The following is a 19,559-nucleotide window of genomic DNA, read 5'->3' on the forward strand; positions in this document are numbered from 1 at the left end:
GGCTACCTGGGACGGAAGGTGATGCGGCCCCGGGTGAGATCGTAGGGGGAAAGTTCGACGGTCACGGTGTCGCCGGGCATGACGCGGATGCGGAATTTGCGCATTTTGCCGGAGATGTGTGCGAGCACGGTGTGGCCGTTTTCGAGTTCAACGCGAAACATTGCGTTGGGCAGGGCTTCTTCAACCTTGCCCTGGACGACGATTCCTTCTTCTTTTGCCATATACTTCTTTACCTCTTGTTGTGGGCGACGGGAAAAGCCCGCCCCGGAGCGGGGCGGGCTGGCTCATGTCTTCTTGCGACGGGCGGCCGCGCTACCAGCGCGGGCGCTCGGGACGCGGACGGGCTTCGTTGACTTTGATGTTGCGGCCGCCGAAATCGGAGCCGTCCAGGCTCTCGATAGCCGCCAGGGCTCCCTGGTCTTCCATTTCGACGAAGCCGAAGCCGCGGGGACGGCCGGTTTCGCGGTCGTTGATCAGTTTGACGGAAATGACCTCTCCAAAGGTCTCAAACGCGGCGCGTACATCCTCTTCCGTGGCGCTCCAGGGCAAATTGCCCACATAGATATTCTTAGCCATTACGTAGCAAACTCCGAAAAATAGTGAAACAAAACGGCGCATTGCGCCTGATGAAATCACTTCTGGAGCCCCGCTGCGCGCGGCCTTGCGGGGCTTGAAGCCATTTCATCCGTTGTCGGTACGGGCCGGTCGAAACCGGCTGCATCCCCGTGGACACCACCGACGGCTGTAGTAGAGCCCCTTACGTGGGAGGAAGGTCATCCGTCAAGAAAAAAATGATTTGGGCAGGAATCTCTCCTAGATAATGGATTCCATGTCCGAAAAGATTTTGCTCGGGTCGCACAGCCCGGGCCGTTCTTCGGCCATGACGTCCATGGCGGCGAAAAATTCGTCCCAACCCGCGATCTCGGCCACCTTCTTTTTGTCTATGAATATCTTGAAGATGGTTCCACGCGGGCATTTGGTCAGGTTCAGTTCGAGTACGCCTTCGGCGGTCATCTCGGTCCAGTAGGCGGACCAGGAGGTCCGGTCGCCCTCGGTTTTCTTGTACTTCTCGAAATAGGCTTCGAAGATCCGTTGAATGTCGGCGCGTTCCATGTGTTTATCCTCGTTTGAAGTCATTCGCGGAAAATCGGGTTCCGGCCACGAAGGCGGTCATGAGCGGCTCGTAGCCGGATTCTTGGGCCGCGCCGTGATGGTAGGCGCAGAAAAAACTTCCGTCGGCAAGCCGCGTCCAGCCGGAATAGCCGAAATCCGGGGCCGCCGCGTGGCGGTCGTTGCGCAGCTCCAGGATGTGCTCCCGGACCCAGGCGTCCGGCAATCCGTCTTTGGCGGTCCAGTTCCAAGCGTACACCCGGTCATAGGCAGGTTCAAGGACATTGAGGGAAATTCGTTTCCAGGTGCAGTCCACGGCGTTGTCCTCAAAGGGGTAGGGCGCGCCGAACAGGACCGGCCGGGTCTCGGCGTGGTCGGGGGCCACCGCCACCACGGCCCGCCGTTTTCCGTTGACGAAGACCGCGACTTCGCCCGCCGCGTATTCGAAGCGCAAGCGGTTGAACCTGCCGCGTCGCAGGGGGACGGCCAGTTCGGGGGCGGCGTCCGGGACCATGCGATCCGGGGTCAGACGCCACCAGCAGCCCACGCGGATGGCGCAGCCGTTGGGTCCGGCCTCGTCCACCCGGAGCTCGGCCTCCAGGGTCAGGACGGCGGAGCGCGGGTCGGTCATGGGCCGCAAGGCATAGCGGACCACGGATTCGCCGCCCGCGCCGTTGCGCACGCGCATGCCTTGGGCGGTGAACTCGGGGTTGGCCGGATCGACGGCCCGGCCATGGACCTTGAAGTCCGAGGCCAGTTCTTCGGGCGAGCCCATCCAGGCGCAGGTCCCCCCGTCCGGGCCGGTGTTGCGGTAGGTGACGAGCAGTCGCTCGTCGTCGAGCAGCCCCATGGTCGGGCGGTGGCCCATGAGTGCGGTGGGGGCGGGGCGCGACCAGGTGGCTCCGCCGTCGTCGCTGTGGACCAGGTACATGGGTTCGAATACGAAGCTGTTTTCGCGTAGCAAAGCCAGGATGCGTCCCGAGGGAAGCCGGGTCATGGAGGCCTCGCACAAGACCAGATTGCGCTCGGCGGCCATGACCGACAACCTCGTCCAGGTCCTCCCCCGGTCCGTGGACCGGTAGACCACCTGCTCGGAGGGCGGCTGGCGAATGGCCGGGTGCTCCTCGCCGCCTAGGTGCCGGTGCCCGGCGGTCAGCCAGCTCCCGTCGTCCCGGACCAGGATGCGGTCGAGCATGTCGTGGGCCAGTCCCCCGGCCTCGAAGGGGCGCCAGGTGCGCCCGTGGTCATGGCTTTCGAAGAAGACGCGCGAGCTGTCGGACAGGACGATGACGCCGTCCGGGAACAATTTCAGGCGCGGGCTGTGGCTGCGCGGGGAGTCCGGGTACACGGGCGCGGACCAGGTCCGGCCGTTGTCACGGCAGGTCTTGACGACCAGCACGCGGCGGGTGGGCCGCACATGCCGGTCCGCCTCGTTGTAAGCCGCGATCAGCGTGCCGTCATGAGCCCGGATCACATCTGGAAAGGCGAGGTACTCGTCCACCCGGCGGTCGATGACCACATGGCGGTCCGATTGCGCCGACAGACTGGGCATGCGGGGCTCCCGGTTACTCTTCGGCGCGCGAGTCTTCGACCCGCCTGGTCTTGGAGAAGCTGCGCGGCAGCTCGCCCGGGCCAAGGATGGACACTTCGCCGCGCACCAGGATGTTCTTGCGGATCTCGTCGGCCAGGGCCCGGGCCAGGTCGTCGTCGCACCCGACCGTTTCGCCCGGGGCGCGCTCCACATGCACGGCCATGTGGTCCAGGCCGTCCTTGCGGCTGAGGAAGATCTTGTACTCGGCGGACAGCTCCTTGAAATGTTCGAGCACGGAGCCGATCTGCCCGGGGTAGATGTTCACGCCCCGGAAGATGAACATGTCGTCGGACCGGCCCAGGATCTTGTCCACGCGCGGCAGGGTCACTCCGCAGGCGCATTGGCCGGGGATTAAACGGGTCAGGTCGTGGGTGCGGTAGCGGATGAGCGGCGAGGCCTCCTTCCTGAGGGAGGTGACGACCATTTCGCCCACCTCGCCGGGGGCCACCGGCTCCAGGGTCTCGGGGTTGATGATCTCGGTGATGAACATGTCCGCCCAGTAGTGGATGCCGTCGTGGGCGTCGCATTCCAGTCCGGTGCCCGGGCCGTACAGCTCGGTCATGCCGATGATGTCGTAGCTGTCCTCAAGGCCCAGGGCCTCTTCGAACTGGCGGCGCATCTTGGGGGTATGGGTCTCGGACCCGAATATGGCTTTCTTCAGGTGGATCTTGTCGGCCAAGCCCTGCTTTTGAACTTCCTCGCCCATGAGCAGGGCCATGGAGGCCGTGGAGCATATGCAGGTGGGCTTGAGGTCGGTGAGCATCTGAAGCTGGATTTCCAGCAGGCCCGGCCCCACGGGCAGGGCCATGGCCCCGAACCGTTCGCAGCCGAGCTGGAAGCCCGCTCCCGCAGTCCACAATCCATAGCCCACACAGATCTGGACCCGGTCCTCCTCGGTCAGCCCGGCCATTTCGTAGCAGCGGGCGAACATATCCTTCCAGACGTCGATGTCGTTCTGGGTGTAGGCCAGGATCTTGCGTTTGCCCGTGGTTCCGCTGGAGCCGTGGATGCGGACCACGTCCTTCTCTGGCACGGACAACAACGGCATGGGGTAGCCGTCCTTGAGGTCTTCGGCCGAGGTGAAGGGGAGCCGTCGCAGGTCGTCCAGGGATTTGACGTCGCCGGGCTCCACGCCTTTTTCCTTCAGCCGGGCGTGGTAGAACGGGCTGTTGGCATAGACGTGGCCGAGGGTCCATTTAAGACCTTTGAGCTGGATGTCGGCGATCTCTTCCTCGGTCAAGTGCGGTATGAAACGATGATCCATGTGGGGCTCCCTGTGATGCGTGTGCGGCGGCGCGATCCTTGTGCCGGAAGGGGAAATCCGGTAGCGTCCGAATGGTTGCGCCAGCGGTATTCATGCAGCAAATGCCGCGAATCTTCAAGCCCCAAGGACGATATGGACACCATCCCCATCTGGGCCTTCTATTTCGCCGCCGCCGTGGTCGGACTCGAACTCGGCGGCCTGGCCACCATCTTCATCCAGCGCTGGATCGACGAGGAGCCCATCTGCAAACCGGGCGGCTCCAAATGCCCTGCGTGCAACGCGCGCCTGAGCTGGCGGGACACCATCCCGCTGATCAGCTTCCTCCTGTTGCGGGGCCGTTGCCGCCACTGCGGCGAACCCATCGGCCCGCAATACATGCTGGTGGAGCTCTCCTGCCTGGCCTGGTCCCTGGCCTCGGCCTACACCTATGGCCTGTCGCCGGAATGGGGTGTGTATCTGGTTCTCGGGATCATGCTCATCACGGGCAGTTTCATTGACTTCGAGACCTTCCTGCTGCCCGACCGCATCACCTTGGGCGGCACGGCCATGGCCTTGGCGGCCAGCTTTGTGCTCCGCACCGGGCCCACCTGGCAGGACGCCTTCCTGGGCGCGGCCGTGGGCGCGGGCCTGTTCTGGGCGGTGCAGCAACTCTACCGGCTGTGGCGCAAGCGGGAGGGGTTGGGCACGGGCGACGTCAAGCTCATGGCCATGATCGGGGCCATGACCGGCCTGGCCGGGTTGCCCCCGACCATCCTGGTGGGCAGTCTTACCGGGGCCTTGGGGGCCCTCTATTACATGATTCGTCCCGGCAAGGGCGGCATCCGGGGCCGCGTGCCCTACGGCCCGTTTCTCAGCCTCGGCTGCATGCTCTACCTGCTCTACGGTCCGCAGATTCTGCATTGGTGGCGCTTCTAGCCCCCCCGTCTTTTTTTCGATTCCATACGGAAAAGACCGCCCCTGGCGGTTCGGGCGGTCCTGTGCAACGGGCCGCCGATTGCGCCTGGAGGTTGGGGAGGGTTACCGGCCCCGATCGGGGTTGGTGACGGCCAATACCGGGTGCGTTTCCGGCTTGGTCCGTTTTTCGACCTTGGGCCTGATTTTCTTGGGCGCGGGCCTGGTCTTGGGTGGCGGGGGGATGTCCCTGGGCGGCTCGGGCGCGAGCTGGGCGGTCATGACCCGGGGCTCTGGTCCGGCGTTTTCCTGGTGATAGAGATAGGAGATTACCCGGTTCACCCCGTCCATGCTCATGGCGTGGGCCACGATGCGGTCGCGTTCCGCCTTGTCGCGGATGACACCCAAAAGAATGATGTCGCCCTGGACGATCTGGACTTCCACGGGCGTGCTGGTGACGTCGAGGTCGGCCACGAGCTGCGTGCGCAGCGCGGCGTACCGGGCCTGGTCGGCGAAGAAGTCGCTCTCCCCGGTTTCGTCGCGCAGGTACAACCGGCTGATGATCTCGCGCTTGCCGTCAACCTTGTCCATGCATTCATAGATGGTCTTGAGTTGTTCCTGGGAATCGTATTCGCCCACCAGGTAGAGCTTGCCGAAATAACAGTGGGCGGTGATCTGGTCCGCCCGGATATCCTTGTTCTTGTAAAGCTCGGCCTGGGCGTGACCGGCCACGATGGCATCGAGCATCTGCTGTTCGGTGTTGCGCTCGTCCATGGCGGTTTCGTAGGCGGACTGCCCCCCGCCGATGATCGACGAGACATAGGCGGGCGCGCCGGGGATGAGCCCGATGCCGAATGGCACCATGGCGCAGCCCGACAGCGGGAAGATGAAAAGGGCCACTATCAACGCTTTGAGTCTGGACATTCGCCCGTTTCCCCCATGAGTTGGCGTTCAGCTCCATTTTGATAGGGGATAAACAGCAAGAATCCTGCCAGAGAAGCCTGGGCCGGGAGCGCTCCGTCTGCGCCCTTGGAGGCCGGGGAATACGCAGTGACGACCGTTCCCGCCGGGGACAGCGGTAGTCTACGAAATGTGGAGTAATCCCCGAGGTTGGGCTCGGCGATATCCAGGAAAAGTGGATTCAGGCGGCTAGAACTTGCCGGTGTGGCGGGGCCAGTAGCCGGTGAACCCCTTGCAGATGATGATGGTGAACTTGCGGCCCTGGCCGCCCTTGAAGGAGGACTGGTAGAAGATGGGTTCGCTCACGGAGGTGAACATCTTGTTCAGCTCGGGCACGGGGTGTTTTTGGAACCGCTTGCGGATCATGACCGCGTCCCAGCCGAGTTTGTCCGAGCCCGGCACGGGCCACAGGTCGTACTGGTTCATGCGCCGGTCTTCGCTCCAGGTGCAGAAGGTGATGGGCTGTCCTTCGAGGTAGAAGGACAGTTCCGAGGTGAAGCCGTAATTGTCGGACATGGCGAAGACGCGTTGCGGGTCGTCGAATTCCGTGCGGACGATTTCGTCCACCTTGCGTCCCAGGTCGGCCCATCCCTTGAGCCGGAGGGTGGGGTTCATGGAATCGGGCAGCGGCAGGAGCGGGGAGATGAACACGCCCAGGGTCAGGATGGCGGCCAGGCCGGTCAGGATCACCCGGCCGCGCGTCTTGCGTCCGGGGGCGTCCCACCACGCCTTGAAGGCCATGCCCGCCAGGATGGCGCCCGTGGCGAAAGCGGCGGCGGTCCAGTTGGCCTCCACCTTGGAGAAAAGTGCCTTGAGGGTGATGGAAACCCACAGGGGCCAGAAGAAAAGCACGGTCAGCAGGTCGCGGCGGTAGCTCGCATCGAACCGGCCGACCGGGCCGACCCAGGCCTTGCGCACGGCGGCCGGGGTGGCGGCAATCAGGAACCAGAACCACCACGGCGAGATCAGGCCGATTTGCGCGCCGAGCATTTCGAAGAACGGGCCGATGCGGTCGGGCAGCCAGTCGCTGCCGCCCACGCCCGAAGTCAGCTTGGCTACGTGCTTGTAGGCCACCCAGCCGTTATCCATGTTCCATATGACGATGGGCGTGAGCCCGACGGCCGAACCCGCGAGCGCGGCCAGGAGGAATCGCGTCCAGAACCGTTTGGGCAACTGGCCCCGGCAGTGCAGGATGCCCGCGTAGATCAGGGCCGGTCCCAGGAAGGTGAGCATCATGTACTTGGCCAGGATGCCCACGGCCATGCAGATGCCGAGGACGACGAAGGGGCGGTCGGAGACGGTCCGGTCCGGCTCATTGTGCGTGGCCGAGGCCAAGGCGAAGAAGGCCACGGTCCAGCAGAGGATCAGGGGGCAGTCCGTGGTGGCCAGGATGCCCAGGCCGTTGAGCATGGGCATGGTCGCGGCCGTGAAGAGCACGAACAAGGCCAGCCTGTATTCCCGCCAGACGCGCGACACGCCGAGATAGAGGGCCGCCTGGATACCGGTCATGCCCAGGATGGACCCGAAACGCACGCCCAGCTCGGTGTTCCCGAAAATCCAGGTCCACAGGCTGATGCTCCAGGCGATGAGCGGCCCCTTGGAATAATAGGACAACTGCGGCCGCCGGATCCAATCCCAATATTGCGCTTCGTCCTGCACCAGGTTCAACTGGCCCGAGGCCACAAACCAGTAGCGCACGGCGAAAGACGCCAGGATGATGAAAAGGGCTACCAAGTCCAGTCGGGGGGTATACGTGTCGCGGGGCATGGTCATGACGCGCATCAAGTATATTATTCGGCCGTGCGTGGCAAGGTCGGGGCTTTCCGGGGGCGCGGAAGACGTTTTCGGCTAGGTCGCCTCGAAGCGGATGAGGTTGGCGTGGCCCGTGTCGAGGGTGTTCGCATGGCGGAAGCCATGGGGTTCGACCAGGGCGCGGACGTCGCTTTCGGCCAGGCGGGAGTGCAGGGGCGGGCCGAAGTTCGCCTCGACCTTTTTGCATTCGAGCACGGCCAGGGTGCCGCCCGGGCGCAGAACGCGGTGGAACTCGCGGAACATTTCGGGAGCGCGGTCGCGGACCTTTTTGATGTGCAGCACGGTGGACAGGAAGACGACGTCCACGGAGTGCGGGTCGATGGGCAGGGCGGCGGTGATGTCGGCGGCGAAGGCGGTGATCGGGGCCTCGCCGGGCCGGGCGGGCAGTCCGTTGAGGGCGTCGGTGGACAGGGCGATGTTGTCCACGGCGATGACCTGGCCGGTCTCGCCAAGCAGGCGCGCGGCGTACAGGGAGTATTCCCCGGCCCCGCACCCGGCGTCCAGAAAGACCTGGCCCGGCTTGAGGTCCAGGTGCGCGAAGACCGGTCCCGGTTCCTGCAGCCAGAAACTGGTCGGCCCATACCCCTTGCGGGGCGCATCGTCCGTTTGCGGCATCTCGGTGCTACTCATTCTGAAAACGTAACAACACTCGGCCACCCCGTCAATCGACCGGGCGCATACCCCGCGAAGCGGCGATAAAAAGTTTAGGAAAGGAGAGGGGATGGGGGTCCGGGGGAAGGAGAGAGGGACAACCCTTTTCAAAGGGTTTCCCTCTCCCCTTCCCCCGGCCGCCGTAGGCGCTACTTCCAGGGCTCCATGAAGGAGTCGCTGGTTTTGCCGGATTCGATGTGGCTGATGAGGGCGGAGCCGAACACGGCGGCGTCCAGGAGCCCCTCGAATTCCTTGAGCTGGTCGGGATGCNTGGTTTTGCCGGATTCGATGTGGCTGATGAGGGCGGAGCCGAACACGGCGGCGTCCAGGAGCCCCTCGAATTCCTTGAGCTGGTCGGGATGCTTGATGCCGAAGCCGAGGGCCACGGGGATATCGAAGACCTCCTTGGCCTCGGCCAGCTTTTCTTTGATGCGCGCGGGCAGGGCGTCACGCTGGCCGGTGGTGCCGAGCACGGACACGAAGTAGCAGAACCCCTGCGCGCCGTCGGCGTAGAGGCGCATGCGCTCCTTGGTGGTATTCAGGCCGATCAGGGGGACCAGGGCCACGCCGTGGGGGGCGATGGCGTCCTTGACGAACTGTGATTCCTCGTGGGGCATGTCCGCGATGATCAGGCCGGACACTCCGGCGGCCTCGCAGTCCGCGCCGAATTTGTCCAGCCCATACTGGTAGACCGGGTTGAGGTAGCCCATGAGCAGCAGGGCGGCCTTGAATTGTCCCTTGCGCTTTTTGAGTTCCGTCAGGATCCAGGTCAAGTTGATGTTGTCCGCCAGACATTGCAGGGACGCCTTTTCCACCACCGGGCCATCGGCCACGGGGTCGGAGAAGGGCATGCCGATCTCGATGACCGACGCGCCCGCCGCGTCGAGTTCCGCCAGTTCCTTCCAGAACCGCTCACGGTCGGGGAAGCCCGCGGGCAGGAAGGGAATGAGACCGACCTTGCCTTTCCGGTGGGCCTCTTCGATTCGTATTTGCATGGGATTCATGATGATCTCCTAGAGTATCCGGTCGAGGATGCCGAGGTCCTTGTCGCCGCGCCCGGACAGGCAGACGAGCACGGACTTGCCTTGGAGGGCGTCCTTGTTCTCGATGGCGTAGGCCACGGCGTGGGAGGATTCCAGGGCCGGGATGATGCCTTCGCGCCGGGACAGGACCTTGAAGGCGTTGATGGCCTGGGCGTCATTGATGGTCGTGTAGTCCACGCGGCCGATGGCGTCGAGATGGGCGTGCTCCGGGCCCACGCCGGGGTAGTCCAGGCCCGGGGCCACGGAGTGCGACGGCTCGATCTGGCCGTCCGGGGTCTGGAGCAGCTTGGTCTTCATGCCGTGCAGCACGCCCTCGGTGCCGTGGTCGATGGGCGCGGAGCTGTAACAGCCCGGCTCGCCGGTGCCCGCGGCCTCAACACCCACGATCTTCACGGATTCGTCCGGGATGAAGTGGTGGAACATGCCGATGGCGTTGGAGCCGCCGCCCACGCAGGCCACGACCACGTCGGGCAACTCGCCCCGGTTGCGCTCCATGAACTGGGCCCGCGCCTCTTTCGAGATGATCTGTTGGAACTCGCGCACCAGGGTGGGGAAGGGGTGCGGTCCGGCGGCGGTGCCGAAACAGTAATGGGTGGTCTCCTGGTCCGCGATCCAGCGCCTGAGGGCCGCGTTGATGGCGTCCTTGAGGGTCTTGGTGCCCGATTCCACGGCGATGATGTCCGCGCCCATGAGGCGCATGCGGCCCACATTGGGTGCCTGGCGGACCACGTCGGTGGCCCCCATGTAGATGACCGCCTTCATGTCGAGCATGGCGGCGGCCACGGCGGTGGCCACGCCGTGCATGCCCGCGCCGGTCTCGGCCAGGAGGACTTCCTTGCCCATCATCTTGGCCAGCAATCCCTGGCCCAGGGTGTTGTTGATCTTGTGCGCGCCCGAATGGTTCAGGTCCTCGCGCTTGAGCCAGAGATCCAGGCCGAGATCCTTGGACAGGTTCGGACAGTAGGTGATGGCCGACGGACGGCCCACGTTTTCCTTGAGCATGTCGGTGAAGCGGCTTTGGAACGCCTCGGAGGGGAGGATGGTCCGCATGGCCTCTTCGAGCTCAATGAGCGGCGGCATGAGCAGTTCGGGGATGAACTGCCCGCCGAAATCGCCGAAGTATCCTTTTTTCATGGTGATTCCTTATTCCATTTCCGCGAGAATCCGGAGGACTTCCCGCAGCTTGGTCTCGTCCTTGATGCCCGGCGCGCTTTCCACGCCGGAGTTGAAGTCCAGGCCGGAGGGGCCAGCCGTCAGGGCGCGCCTGACACTGTCTGGGCCGAGTCCGCCTGCAAGGAACCAAGGTGTTTGTATTTCAATATCTTGCAGAATGTCGATATCAATCGAATTGCCGGTGCCGCCCTGGCCTTTTGCGCCCGCGTCCAGGAGAAAGTGTCCGCAGACCTCGGCGTAGCGCTCCAGGTCGCGCACCAGGGCTCCGGGCGAGGGATAGGTGTCGGGCCAGAAGGTCCGGATGACCCGGTCCGGTCCGATCTTCCAGCAGAAGTCCACGTCCTGGCCGCCGTGCAGTTGGGCCGCGTGCAGCCCGCAGCGGCCCATGATTTCGATGACTTCGTCGGCGGTCTGGTTGACGAACACGCCGACCTTGGAGACCTTGCCGGTTTTGACCGCAGCCACGAAATCCGGGGCCGCGTTGCGCGGGCTGCCGGGATGGAAGATGAAGCCGATGAGATCCACGCCGAGATCGACGCAGAGTTGGACATCCTCCATGCGGGTCATGCCGCAGACCTTGACCAGGGGGCGCGCCATTTATTTCGCTCCCGTCAGCTCGGCGAGCTTGGCGCCGGGGTCTTCGGCCTCCATCAGGGACGTGCCGATGAGGATGGCGTCGAAGCCGAGTCCGGCCATTTCCTCGACCTGGGCGCGGGTGGACACGCCGCTGGCGCAGATCCACAGTTCGCCGTCGCGCTTCTGCTTGATGAAGCGGCGGCCCTGGTCGAGGGTGGTGGTCAAGGTGTCCAGGTCGCGGTTGTTGACCTGGATGATATCCGCACCGGCCTCGCGGGCCCGGTCCAGGTCCGCCTGGTCGAAGATCTCGACCACCGGGGCCAGGCCGGGCATGCGGGCGATGTCGATGAGCTGCCTGAGATGGGTCGCGTCGTCGCACATGCGGGCGATGAGCAGCACGGCCGAGGCCGGGCTGGAGGCCGTCATGGCCACCTGGAGCGGATCGAAGATGAAGTCCTTACGCAAAAGCGGCAGGCCGGGCTCGTTCATCATGAACAGGAAGTCCGGGGTGCCCTTGAAGTACTTGTGTTCGGTCAGCACGGAAATGGCCGCGGCCCCGTTTTGCGCATAGGCTTCGGCATAGTCGAGCGGATTGAGGTTTTCGCGCAGTACGCCCTTGCTCGGGCTGGCGGGCTTGAACTCGGCGATGATCGCGCCGGGTCCCTTGGCCCGGACGGCCTCGACGAAGGAGGGGCGCTCGCCCCGGTAGGCGGCCGGGATGCGCCCGGCCGCGAAGTCCTTGTGCAACGACTCGATTTCGAGCCGTTTCGCTTCACGGAATTTATTCAACATAGGGTATTCCTTTTGTCAGTCCGGCGTGGACCACGTCCCGGGCGATGTCGGCGCACTCGGCCATGGTCCCCTTGTCCAGGAGATTGAGGCAACCTGCCAGATTGAGGGCCACCATGTCCATCATGGCCTCGGGGCCCTTGCCCGCCAGGATCAGCCGGAGCTTGTCCACGGCGTCCTCCTTGCCGGTGACGCGCACATCTTCCGGGGCATAGCGCGGGAAGCCGAGGGCGGACGGGTTGACCACGGCCTTGTCCATGCGGCCGTCGTCGATGATGTAGCCTCTGTTCACGCCCCAGGTGGTCAGTTCGTCGAAGCCGCCCGCGCCCGCGAAGATAAGGGCGCGTTTGACGCCGGTCAGCAGCAGGGTCTCGCCCATGAGGAAGAGCCGTTCCGGGTCGCCCACGCCGATGAGCTGGTGGGATGGCCGTACCGGATTGAGCAGCGGGCCCATGAAGTTGAACAGGGTGCGGATGCCGAGCTGTTTGCGCACGGGCATGATGAACTTGAAGGCCGGGTGGTAGGCGGGGGCGAACAGGAAGGCGAAGTTGTATTTTTCGAGCCCGGCCTTGGCCTCTTCCGGAGTTTGCTCCAGCGGGATGCCCAATCCTTCCAGGGCGTCGGCCGACCCGCAGGAGGAGGACAGGGCGCGGTTGCCGTGTTTGGCCACGGTGTAGCCCATGTCCGCCAGGAACAAGGAAACCGCCGTGGAGTTGTTGAAGGAGTGCTGACCGTCGCCGCCGGTACCCACGGTGTCGAAGATGGGGTGGTCCGGGGTGGCCTGGATGCCGGGGATGGTCCGGGCGTGGGCCAGGCAGGCGCGCACACCCGCGGCCAGGTCCGTGGAGTCCTCGCCCTTGGCGCGCAGCCCCATGAGAAAGGCCCCGACCTGGGCCTCGGTCAGGTTGCCGGTCATGAGTTCTTCGAACATGAAGTCCGCCTGGTCGTCGCTCAGGGGACGTTTCTGGGCCAGGATTTCAAGGATTTCTGCTATGGTCATGATATGTTATCCTTTTATATTCAAGAAGTTGGCAAGGAGTTTGGGGCCTTCGGGGGTGAGGATGGATTCCGGATGGAACTGCACGCCGTGCCAGGGACGGTCCCGGTATTGCAGCCCCATGACCTCGCCCTGATCGGTGCGGGCCGTGACCTCGATCTTGTCGGCGGCCTTTTCGGCCGGGACGATGAGGGAATGGTAGCGGCAGACCGTGAACGGCGAGGGCAGTCCGGCGAACACGCCCTGTCCCTCATGAAAGACCTCGGAAGTCTTGCCGTGCATGATCCGCCCCGCGCGTTCCACGGGCGCGCCCGCGAAGTGCCCCAGGGTCTGGTGGCCCAAGCAGACGCCGAGCACCGGGGTCTGTTTGGGCAGCCGGGCCAGGAATTCCAGGCAGAACCCCGCGTTTTGCGGGTTGCTCGGACCGGGAGACAGGCAGACCCGTTCGAGTTCGCCGCTTGCGGCCAGCTCCAGGACTTGCTCGCGGTCGTTGCGGATGACCACGGGATCGGCTCCAAGCTGCTGGAAGGCCTGCACCAGATTGAAGGTGAAGGAGTCGAAATTATCGATCAGCAAAAACATCGGTGCCTCCCTTGCCTGTGATGACTTCGAGGATCACCCGGGCCTTGTTGTTGCATTCGTTCCATTCGGCTTCCGGGTCGGAGTCGTACACGATGCCGCCACCGGCCTGCCAGTAGCACTTGCCGTCGCGGATCCACAGGGAGCGGATAGTGATGCCGGTGTCGAGCGAAACCACGCCGTCGTCCACGCCGAGCCAGCCTATGCAGCCGCCGTAAGGGCCGCGCTCCTGGGGTTCCAGGTCGGCGATGATCTCCATGGCCCGGATCTTGGGCGCGCCGGACAGGGTGCCCGCCGGGAAGGTCGCCTGGAGCACGTCGATGGCATCCAGGCCCTCCTTGAGTTCGCCCTGGACGTAGGAGGTCAGGTGCATGACGTGGGAGAACCGTTCCACATTCATGAATTTCTCCACGGTCACGGAGCCGGGCTTGGAGATGCGGCCCAAGTCGTTGCGGCCCAGGTCCACGAGCATGACGTGTTCGGCCCGCTCCTTGGGATCGGCCAGCAGGTCCGCTTCCAGCCGGTTGTCTTCCTCCTCGGTCTCGCCGCGCCACCGGGTGCCCGCTATGGGGCGGACTTCCAGGTGCCCGGCCGAGCTGCGGGCCATCATCTCCGGAGAGGAGCCGAGCAGGATGGTGTTGCGGGACTTGCCCATGGACGGGAGGTCCGGGAATTTCATGTAGAACAGGAAGGGGGAGGGGTTGGCCTGGCGCAGCCTGCGGTAGATCTTGAAGGGTTCGTCGGCCAGGGGCACCGAGAACCGGATGGACGGAACCACCTGGATGCATTCGCCTTCGGCGATCAGTTCCTTGCAGCGTTCCACCATGGCCCGGTGCATTCGCTTATCGGGGTACACCGTGGGAACGCCCGCTTCGGGGGCGTTCAGGTCCGTGCTCCATTGAACGGGAGCGGGCTTGGGGGCGGCTCCTTCGTCGAGGGAGAGGTAACAGCAGGAGTGGCGCAGATGGTCAAAGAGGACCATTTGGCCGGGCAGGACCAGACAGGCTTCGGCGTCCTCCGGCTTGCAGACGTCGGCCAGCTTGCGTTCGAGCATGCCCGCCACGCCGTAGCCGAAATAGCCGTACAGGCCGCGCGTCAGGCCTGGGAGGCTGTCGCGCGGATTGCCGCCCTGGGTTTTCTGCTCAATGGAGAGCGCCTTGAGAATTTTCTTGAGGCCCGCGAGGTAGTCCATGCCCTCCAAGGCCTTGAGTGCCTGCAGGCGGTCGTCGTTGACCACCACCACCAGCTTGCCGTCCACGGGGTGGAGCATGAGCCGGTAATCGAAGGCGATGAGTGAGTAGCGTCCAAGCCGACCGTCCACTTCGGCGGATTCGAGAAGAATGCCGGGTTGGTCGCCCACCAGGCCCATGTACAGGGAGATGGTGGTTTGCACGTCGGCAGGCAACCATTTGCCGTGCTGCGTGAGCGTGATTTTTTGCATGATTCATCCTTTGCGGCCGGGACCCGCGAAGCGTCGGCCTCGCGCGCAACGGCGCATGTCGTTACAATTGAACTTTAATTATATGGCCGGGGTATGACCTGCCATCCCTTGATCTTCTTGCGGTTCTCGGACCGCTTTCACGTACCGTTCATCTGTGTTCTCCTTGAAAAAAACGAAGCCGCATCCCGGGTAGGGGTGCGGCTTCGGTTACGGGTGTAATCGTGTGCCGGGCGAAACGCCGCACCCCATCAACAAGACTTTTCGTTGCGCCACCACCACTGGGCCCGGTCGGCCAACAGGTCGAGATCGCCGCCGGCGGCCAAGCTGAGATAGGACATGAACTTGCGGTTGACTTCCTGCAGGAACGGATTGGCCTCGGAGATGATCTCGAACAGTTCCATATCCTGCGTGAGCATTTTGGAGGCCGCGTCGAGCCTGCGCCGGAAGGACGGGGTGACGAAGTTTTGGATGCCCTCCACATCGCGGGCGGCGGCCAGAAAGGCCACGGTGGAGGTGTAGTTCAGCCCCTGGACGTAGGCCATGGCCCGGTCGTGTTCCTCGGGCGTGGAGGCGAAGCAGCCATAGCCGCAGCGGGTGAACAGGTCGCCGACCCGGGCCGCCGCGTCCGCATCCCGGTCGCGGGCGGGCATGACCGCCACGCGTGGCTCGAAGCCCTCGGGGACGATCGGGCCGAAGAGGGGGTGGGTGCCCACCACCGGGCCTTGGTAGCGGTTGACCATGGCCTTGACCGGCATGACCTTCACCGAGCCCACGTCGCACAATATGGTCGGTTCCGTCAGATGGGGCGCCATGCGTTCGAGCACGGCGTTCATGGCCGTGACCGGCACGCAGAGCAGGAGCAGGTCGCAGCCGTCGAGGGCTGCGCGCACCTCTTCGTCCGAGGAATGCCGGTCCAAGCCGGAGACGGACAGCCCGAGCCCGGTGAAGTCCGCCGAGAAGCGGCCGCCCATCTGCCCGCCCGCACCCACGATGGTGATATGGTGAATTGCCGTTGCCATGGTTCTTTCCGCGTCGCTGGGGGTCAGCCGACGATCTTTTTCCATTCCTCGAAGAAGCCCGGGAATGATTTGTTGACGCATGCCGGATTGTCAAGGTTGACCGTGATTCCGGCCAATTCGAACAGGGACAGGGACATGGCCATGCGGTGGTCGTTGTAGGCCTTGAAGTCCACCTCGCGGCCACGCGGCAGCGGGGCGGGCCGGACGATCAGCGAATCGTCGGTGGCTTCGGTGCCGCACCCGGTGCGGGCCACTTCGGTGGCGCAGGCGGCCAGCCTGTCCGTTTCCTTGAGGCGCAGATGGGCCACGTTGCCGATGGTCGTGGGCGTGGAAGCGAAGGCGGCCACGGCGGCCACGGTGGGCACCAGGTCCGGGCAGCGGCCCATGTCCACGCTGATGCCGCGCAGCGGGCCCGGCTCCACCAGGATACCGTCGAAGTTGACCTTGATGGACGCCCCCATCTGGCTGAGAATGTCCAGGATCGCCCGGTCGCCCTGGAGGGAATCGGCGGCCAATCCCTTGAGGAGCACCGGCCGCGTGCCCACGGCCCCGGCGGCCAGGAAATAGCTGGCGTTGGACCAGTCGCCCTCGACCTGGTACCCGGTGTTCTCGTAGCCGGTGGGCTTGACAATGAACCGGACTTTGCCCGGGGTCACATTTTTGATCGAGCGCCACGGGACTTCCTTCCAGGTGTTTCCCTCGCGGATCTCCACGACGAATCCCGCTTTGAAGTCCTCCATGATGCGCAGGGTCAGGGCCACATAGGGCCAGGACACGGCCTTTTTGCCGGTCACCGAGACGGTTGTCTCGTGGTCGGCCATGGGGGCACCCAGAAGCAGGCCGGACAGATATTGGCTGCTCTCCTCCAGGGAGATCTCCACGCTTTTCTTTTTGTAGCCGTTGGCGGTCATGACGAAGGGCAGGAAGCCCGCCTTGTTCTCGAAATCGAACTTCGCGCCAAGCGCGGCCAGGGCGGTGGTCAGTTCGGCCATGGGGCGTTCGTGCATGCGCGCCGCGCCGTGGACCCGGAAAGAGCCCTTGCCCGCAGCGGCCACGGCAGTCATCAGCCTGCATGTGGTCCCGGATTCGTGCATGAACAGCTCATGCGGGGCCTCGTCCTTGTGCTTGCCGTCCGCGTTGCCGCCCCTGGGCCCGTCTTCCATGCCCGTGACCGTGAGCCTGCCGTTTCGCTCCTCAAAGGACGCGCCGCAGGCGGTCAGGCAGTCCCGGGTGCGAGTGATGTCGTCGGAGTCGAGGACCGAGGATATCTCGGACACCCCCTTGGCCAGGGCGGCCGCGATCAGGGTGCGGTGGGACAGGGACTTGCTGGCCGGTGCGTGGATGATGATCGGGTCTTTGGTCATTGCAGTTCCTCCTGGGTGGGGTAGGTGCCGAGCACTCGCAGCGTAAGGCATTGTTGGCGGATGTCTTCCAGCACGTCCTCGTACCGGCCGCCGCCCAGGTCGCAGGCCAGGTCGGCGAAAAAGACGTATTTCCATTTCTCGCCCCGGAAGGGACGGGATTCGAGCTTGGTCACGTTGATGCCCTGGTGGGCCAGGGTGGTCAGCACCCGGGCCAGGGCCCCCGGCCGGTTGGGCGTGGTGAACAAGATGGAGGTCTTGTCGCGCCGGTCCTCCTGGGAGGGGGCCGCTCCGATGATCACGAAGCGGGTCCAGTTGTCCGGCAAGTCCTCGATGGATTCGGCCAGCACGTTCATGCCGTGCATGTCCGCCAGCTTGCGGTGCCCGATGACGGCGGCGGCCTTCTTGCCCGCCACCACTTCGGCGGCCTCGGCCGTGGATTCCATGGGGATGGTCGGCACGTCCCGCAGATGGGCGTGCAGCCACTCGCGGCACTGGCCCAGCGGTTGCGGGTGCGAATAGATGACCTCCACGTCCTCCACCTTGTCGGCGCGGGAGATGAGGCAATGGCTGATGCGGCTGAAGACCTCGGCCTGGATGTATACCTTGTATCTCATGAACAGGTCCACCACCTGGCCCACGGTGCCCTCGATGGAGTTTTCCAGCGGGATGACACCCAATTCGGCCCCTTCCTCGGCCACGGCCCGGAAGATTTCCTCGAAATTCCCTTTGGGTGTCAGCGAGGCGGACGACCCCATGTGTTCGATGGCCGCGAAATAGGAAAAGGTGCCTTCGGGGCCGAGATAGACCACCCGCTCGGGCCGCTGCAAATGGCGCGACGAACTCATGATCTCGCGGTAGATGGTTCGCAGGTGCTTGTCCGGCAGCGGGCCGGGCGAGGAGTCGGCGATCTTGTCCATGACCTCCTGCTCACGGAAGGGCTTGTAGATGGCTTCGCCCTTGGCCGCCTTGTACCGGCCCACGCTCAGGGACAACTCGGCCCGCTGGTTGAGCAGGTCCACGATCTTCTTGTCCAGGACGTCGATGGAATTGCGCAGTTCCCCGAGATCGGGGATTACATTCTGGTTCTTATTGTCGTCAGCCATATTGTCTCCAGGTTCGCCTCCGGCGGCCGGGCGCGTCTTTGCGAGCCCCGGTCCCCTAAATGTGTTGTCGCGCCTTGGTCGGGGCCGTGCGAACGCGGTGATTTTCACTCATGTTTACAATGTCATGCTTCATCATGCGTTTTTTCTCAACCCCCGCTCCAAGCGGAACCCGAATGCGCGGGGCGGAGAGAAAGGGAGCCCCGGGCGTCATCCCTCCTTGATCTCCTCCTGGAGGCGCATGCCGAAGTGGCGTCCGGCCTGGTCGGTGCGCACGAGGATCCGGTCGCCGACCTTGAGAGTGACCACGGACACTGGCTCGCCCTTGTCGGAGACCACGCGGATGGTTTCGGCGTTTTGCAGGAAAACCTGGCCTGTCTTGATGCCGCTCTCGGTCTCGACTTCGGCGGAGATGAGCAGCATGGGCCGGACTTCGACCTTGACGCGTCCCACGGTGGCCAGCGAAGTGGAGCCGTCTGCGCCGACGATGAGCACATCGGTGCCTGCGGCCAGTTCTTCGAGATACGTGGTCTTGTCGCCGGGCATCTGGGCATAGGCATGGACCGCGCCCGCGTTGATGCGGAAGGGGCGTGCGGCCACATAGGGGTTGGATTCGGTCTCGGCGTGAACCAGGAAGGAGAAGGCGCTGGAGTTGCCGATGAGCATGCCCTGGCCCTTTTTCAACATGGAGATGGTGTCCACGCAGACGCGGTGGCCCAGGCCGGTGGGTTCGATGGCGGTGACGGTGGCGGTGGAAAGTTCCATGGTTCCCTGGGAGAGTTTGAGTTCGGCGACGATCCGCTTGAGGTCGGCGGCTCCCTCGGGCAGGACCACGATGGTGTCGCAGCCGCGCTCCAGGATACCCGCTGCCAGCAGGGCGCGGTCCAGGGATTCGCATTCCAGGGCCAGGCTGTCCACCTGGGCCAGGATGTTCTCCACCGGGATGATTTCCCATCCCTTTTTGAGGACCACGTTCTTGCCCGCCTTGATCCCCTTGACCGCGACGTCCTCGTCGGCCTTTTCGGTCAGTTCGACCACGGGCATGTCCTCGGGGGTGACGACCGCGACCCGGCCGAGCGCCTTGACGGCCTCGACGCGGTCTTTCTCGACCATGACGGCGTCCACGCCGGATTCCAGGGCCAAGGTGATCAGGGTCTTGTCGAAAGGCACGGATTTGAAGATGACTTTTTTCATGGCGG

Annotated in this window: 20 protein-coding genes; 1 reads left to right on the plus strand and 19 read right to left on the minus strand. The window is 64.3% G+C overall.

All coding sequences use genetic code 11. The annotated features are described in order from the left end of the window. Positions 1-2: 2 nt before the first annotated feature. The 5 genes from infA to J0909_RS11610 form a co-directional block, all read right to left on the minus strand. On the minus strand, positions 3-221 hold the full coding sequence (gene infA, locus J0909_RS11590; protein ID WP_207263021.1) for a translation initiation factor IF-1: 219 nt from the start codon (positions 219-221) through the stop codon (positions 3-5). Positions 222-312: 91 nt separating this feature from the next. Continuing rightward, the gene (rbp, locus tag J0909_RS11595) at positions 313-576 is read right to left on the minus strand and encodes an RNA-binding regulator (RefSeq protein ID WP_207263022.1); all 264 of its coding nucleotides are present in this window, start codon (positions 574-576) and stop codon (positions 313-315) included. Between the two features lie 237 nt (positions 577-813). Continuing rightward, positions 814-1,113 (minus strand): hypothetical protein, encoded by a 300-nt coding sequence (locus J0909_RS11600; RefSeq protein WP_207263023.1) that lies wholly within the window; start codon positions 1,111-1,113, stop codon positions 814-816. 4 nt (positions 1,114-1,117) lie between these two features. Then, positions 1,118-2,662 (minus strand): sialidase family protein, encoded by a 1,545-nt coding sequence (locus J0909_RS11605; RefSeq protein WP_207263025.1) that lies wholly within the window; start codon positions 2,660-2,662, stop codon positions 1,118-1,120. A gap of 13 nt (positions 2,663-2,675) precedes the next feature. Beyond that, complete coding sequence (locus J0909_RS11610; protein ID WP_207263027.1) at positions 2,676-3,965, minus strand: phenylacetate--CoA ligase family protein; 1,290 nt, start codon at positions 3,963-3,965, stop codon at positions 2,676-2,678. Between the two features lie 132 nt (positions 3,966-4,097). Here J0909_RS11610 and J0909_RS11615 point away from each other — a divergent pair, with 132 nt between their 5' ends. Beyond that, positions 4,098-4,880, plus strand: coding sequence for a prepilin peptidase (locus J0909_RS11615; protein ID WP_207263029.1), 783 nt, complete (start codon positions 4,098-4,100; stop codon positions 4,878-4,880). Between the two features lie 102 nt (positions 4,881-4,982). Here J0909_RS11615 and J0909_RS11620 read toward each other — a convergent pair whose 3' ends face one another. The 14 genes from J0909_RS11620 to J0909_RS11685 form a co-directional block, all read right to left on the minus strand. Continuing rightward, complete coding sequence (locus J0909_RS11620) at positions 4,983-5,780, minus strand: BON domain-containing protein (protein WP_207263031.1); 798 nt, start codon at positions 5,778-5,780, stop codon at positions 4,983-4,985. Between the two features lie 225 nt (positions 5,781-6,005). After that, entirely contained in the window at positions 6,006-7,589 is a 1,584-nt protein-coding gene (locus J0909_RS11625; RefSeq protein WP_286181966.1) for an ArnT family glycosyltransferase, read from the minus strand. Between the two features lie 75 nt (positions 7,590-7,664). After that, positions 7,665-8,258 carry a class I SAM-dependent methyltransferase gene (locus tag J0909_RS11630; RefSeq protein WP_207263033.1) on the minus strand — a complete coding sequence of 198 codons (594 nt, stop codon included), beginning with the start codon at positions 8,256-8,258 and terminating at the stop codon, positions 7,665-7,667. Between the two features lie 170 nt (positions 8,259-8,428). After that, on the minus strand, positions 8,429-9,283 hold the full coding sequence (trpA, locus tag J0909_RS11635) for a tryptophan synthase subunit alpha (protein WP_286181967.1): 855 nt from the start codon (positions 9,281-9,283) through the stop codon (positions 8,429-8,431). Between the two features lie 9 nt (positions 9,284-9,292). Then, a complete protein-coding gene (gene trpB / locus J0909_RS11640; RefSeq protein WP_207263034.1) occupies positions 9,293-10,456 on the minus strand; it encodes a tryptophan synthase subunit beta in 1,164 nt (387 codons plus the stop codon). A 9-nt stretch (positions 10,457-10,465) separates the two neighbouring features. Then, on the minus strand, positions 10,466-11,092 hold the full coding sequence (locus J0909_RS11645) for a phosphoribosylanthranilate isomerase (protein ID WP_207263036.1): 627 nt from the start codon (positions 11,090-11,092) through the stop codon (positions 10,466-10,468). Then, positions 11,093-11,863 (minus strand): indole-3-glycerol phosphate synthase TrpC, encoded by a 771-nt coding sequence (locus tag J0909_RS11650; protein ID WP_207263038.1) that lies wholly within the window; start codon positions 11,861-11,863, stop codon positions 11,093-11,095. Beyond that, entirely contained in the window at positions 11,853-12,860 is a 1,008-nt protein-coding gene (gene trpD / locus J0909_RS11655) for an anthranilate phosphoribosyltransferase (RefSeq protein ID WP_207263040.1), read from the minus strand. The genes J0909_RS11650 and trpD overlap by 11 nt, the downstream gene beginning before the upstream one ends. A 6-nt stretch (positions 12,861-12,866) precedes the next feature. Next, entirely contained in the window at positions 12,867-13,439 is a 573-nt protein-coding gene (locus tag J0909_RS11660) for an anthranilate synthase component II (protein WP_207263042.1), read from the minus strand. Continuing rightward, positions 13,420-14,877, minus strand: a complete 1,458-nt coding sequence (locus tag J0909_RS11665; RefSeq protein ID WP_207263044.1) for an anthranilate synthase component I family protein — start codon at positions 14,875-14,877, stop codon at positions 13,420-13,422. Before J0909_RS11665 ends, J0909_RS11660 begins: the two co-directional genes overlap by 20 nt. Positions 14,878-15,125: 248 nt before the next feature. Then, positions 15,126-15,896 carry a prephenate dehydrogenase/arogenate dehydrogenase family protein gene (locus J0909_RS11670; RefSeq protein ID WP_207263046.1) on the minus strand — a complete coding sequence of 257 codons (771 nt, stop codon included), beginning with the start codon at positions 15,894-15,896 and terminating at the stop codon, positions 15,126-15,128. Between the two features lie 23 nt (positions 15,897-15,919). After that, positions 15,920-17,260 carry a 3-phosphoshikimate 1-carboxyvinyltransferase gene (gene aroA, locus J0909_RS11675; RefSeq protein WP_207263048.1) on the minus strand — a complete coding sequence of 447 codons (1,341 nt, stop codon included), beginning with the start codon at positions 17,258-17,260 and terminating at the stop codon, positions 15,920-15,922. Beyond that, positions 17,257-18,363, minus strand: coding sequence for a prephenate dehydratase (pheA, locus tag J0909_RS11680; RefSeq protein WP_207263050.1), 1,107 nt, complete (start codon positions 18,361-18,363; stop codon positions 17,257-17,259). The genes aroA and pheA overlap by 4 nt, the downstream gene beginning before the upstream one ends. 207 nt (positions 18,364-18,570) lie before the next feature. Beyond that, positions 18,571-19,554, minus strand: coding sequence for a 3-dehydroquinate synthase II family protein (locus tag J0909_RS11685; protein WP_207263052.1), 984 nt, complete (start codon positions 19,552-19,554; stop codon positions 18,571-18,573). Between the last annotated feature and the right edge of the window lie 5 nt (positions 19,555-19,559).

The organism is Desulfovibrio sp. Huiquan2017 (assembly GCF_017351175.1).
Classification (GTDB): domain Bacteria; phylum Desulfobacterota; class Desulfovibrionia; order Desulfovibrionales; family Desulfovibrionaceae; genus Pseudodesulfovibrio.